This is a genomic window from Mesorhizobium sp. M7A.F.Ca.CA.004.04.2.1, assembly GCF_004022825.1.
Classification (GTDB): domain Bacteria; phylum Pseudomonadota; class Alphaproteobacteria; order Rhizobiales; family Rhizobiaceae; genus Mesorhizobium.
Genome location: NZ_RZPH01000850.1, coordinates 1 through 2,688, shown reverse-complemented (window position 1 = coordinate 2,688; position 2,688 = coordinate 1). Strand labels below are relative to the sequence as shown.

At 63.0% G+C, this 2,688-nt stretch carries 3 protein-coding genes and 1 pseudogene; all 4 read left to right on the top strand.

The genetic code is table 11. The features are described 5' to 3' along the window. Positions 1 to 190, top strand: a pseudogene (locus EN893_RS28080) (ACP S-malonyltransferase); the annotation flags it as partial. Between the two features lie 57 nt (positions 191 to 247). After that, positions 248 to 985, top strand: coding sequence for a 3-oxoacyl-[acyl-carrier-protein] reductase (fabG, locus tag EN893_RS28075; protein ID WP_127271122.1), 738 nt, complete (start codon positions 248 to 250; stop codon positions 983 to 985). Positions 986 to 1,195: 210 nt separating this feature from the next. After that, on the top strand, positions 1,196 to 1,432 hold the full coding sequence (locus EN893_RS28070) for an acyl carrier protein (protein ID WP_006203723.1): 237 nt from the start codon (positions 1,196 to 1,198) through the stop codon (positions 1,430 to 1,432). Positions 1,433 to 1,466: 34 nt separating this feature from the next. After that, positions 1,467 to 2,688, top strand: a 1,222-nt coding sequence (fabF, locus tag EN893_RS28065) for a beta-ketoacyl-ACP synthase II (protein WP_128361954.1), incomplete at its 3' end; no start/stop codon positions are given.

The following is a 2,688-nucleotide window of genomic DNA, read 5'->3' as shown; positions in this document are numbered from 1 at the left end:
ACAGATAACCGGCCGCGTGCGTTGGCGCGAGACGGTGGAATGGTTCGGCGCAAACGGCGTCACCACGCTTTACGAGATCGGCGCCGGCAAGGTGCTTTCAGGATTGGCGCGGCGCATCAACCGCGATGTCGCCACCGCGTCGGTCGGCACCGCGGCTGACGTCGAGGCGGCCATGGCGGCGCTTGCATAAAGCGTCATTTGATCCCATCCCTGTAAAGGGTGTTCTCTTCTCAATCAGGAGACAAAAATGTTCGAATTGACTGGCCGCAAGGCGCTCGTCACCGGCGCATCCGGCGGCATCGGCGAGGCGATCGCCAGGATGTTGCATGCGCAGGGCGCGATCGTCGGCCTGCATGGCACCCGCGTCGAGAAACTGGAAGCGCTGGCTAGCGAGCTTGGCGACCGGGTCAAGCTGTTCCCGGCCAATTTGTCCAACCGTGAGGAGGTCAAGGCGCTCGGCCAGAAAGCCGAAGCCGATCTCGAAGGCGTCGACATCCTGGTCAACAACGCCGGCATCACCAAGGACGGCCTGTTCGTGCGCATGTCGGATGCCGACTGGGACAGCGTGCTCGAGGTCAACCTGACCGCCGTGTTCAGGCTGACCCGCGAACTCACCCACCCGATGATGCGCCGCCGCCATGGCCGCATCATCAACATCACCTCGGTGGTCGGCATCACCGGCAATCCCGGCCAGACCAATTACTGCGCCTCAAAGGCCGGCATGATCGGCTTCTCCAAATCGCTGGCACAGGAGATCGCCACCCGCAACATCACCGTCAACTGCGTCGCCCCGGGCTTCATCGAATCGGCGATGACCGACAAGCTCAACGACAAGCAGAAAGAGGCGATCATGGCGGCGATCCCGACGCGGCGCATGGGCACCAGCGTTGAAGTCGCGTCCGCCGTCGCTTATCTCGCCTCCAACGAAGCCGCCTACGTCACTGGCCAGACCATCCACGTAAATGGCGGCATGGCTATGATTTGACGAGGTTCGGCAGCAACGCCGGCGGGTTGTGAAAAGAGACCATTTCGGCTTGGACCTCAGCTATTTTTCGTGTAATGCGGCCCGCAACCCGGCGGTTCGGGCAAAAACCGGTCCGTAGTCGTTGCGTTTCCGGCAGGACCATCTTTCAGCTTGATTAGCGGCATTCTGCCCGCTAACGAAGACAGACAAACAAAAGACGAGGATGCCCAAATGAGTGACACCGCAGAGCGCGTCAAGAAGATCGTCATCGAGCACCTTGGCGTCGATGCCGACAAAGTGACGGAGCAGGCGAGCTTCATCGATGATCTGGGCGCCGACAGCCTCGACACGGTCGAACTCGTCATGGCGTTCGAAGAAGAATTCGGCGTCGAGATTCCCGACGATGCGGCTGAGACCATCCTGACCGTTGGCGATGCCGTGAAGTACATCGACAAGGCTTCGGCCTGACGCTTTCCGCAGTCATCACCGGGGAGGACCTGCGATGAGGCGTGTCGTCGTCACGGGCCTTGGGTTGCTGTCGCCGTTCGGCATGGGCTTCGAGCACAGCTGGAAGGAACTTCTGACCGGCCGCAGCGCTGCCAAGCGCATCACTGAGTTCGAGGTGGAGGATCTTGCCTGCAAGATCGCCCACGTCATTCCGCGTGGTGACGGCAGCAATGCCACCTTCAATCCCGAGGCCGTGCTCGAGCCCAAGGAACTGCGCAAGATCGGCGACTTCATCCTTTACGGGATTGCCGCCGCCGACGAGGCGCTGAAGGATTCCGGCTGGGAACCCAAGACGCATGAAGAGCGGTGTGCCACCGGCGTCCTGATCGGCTCCGGCATCGGCGGCATCGAGGGCATCGCCGAGAACGCGATGATCCTCAAGGAGCGCGGCCCGCGCCGCATCAGCCCTTTCTTCATCCCGGGCCAGATCATCAATCTCGTCTCCGGGCAGGTTTCGATCCGGCACGGACTGAAAGGCCCGAACCATGCCGTCGTCACGGCCTGTTCGACCGGCGCGCACGCCATTGGCGATGCTGCCCGGTTGATCATGTGGGGCGATGCCGACGTGATGGTCGCCGGTGGCGCCGAAGCGCCGGTGACGCGGCTGTCGATCGCCGGCTTTGCCGCATGCCGGGCACTGTCGACGGAACGCAATGATTCGCCGCAAACGGCGTCGCGACCCTATGATCGCGACCGCGACGGCTTCGTCATGGGCGAGGGCGCCGGCGTTGTCGTGCTCGAGGAGCTCGAACATGCCAGGGCGCGCGGCGCCAAGATCTATGCCGAGGTGACGGGTTATGGTCTCACCGGCGACGCGCATCACATCACCGCGCCCGCCGAGGATGGCGATGGCGCCTTCCGTTGCATGACGGCGGCACTGAACCGGGCCAAGTTGACGCCGGCCGATGTCGACTACATCAACGCGCACGGCACCTCGACCATGGCCGACACGATCGAGCTCGGCGCGGTCGAGCGGCTTGTCGGCAATGCCGCATCGAAGATTTCGATGTCGTCGACCAAGTCGTCGATCGGCCATCTGCTTGGGGCGGCGGGTGCCGCCGAAGCGATCTTCTCGATCCTTGCCATCAGGGACAATGTCGCGCCGCCGACCATCAACCTCGACAACCCGGAACGCGAAACCGCGATCGACCTGGTGCCGAACAAGCCGCGTGCCCGCCAGATCGACGTGGCGCTGTCCAATTCCTTCGGCTTTGGCG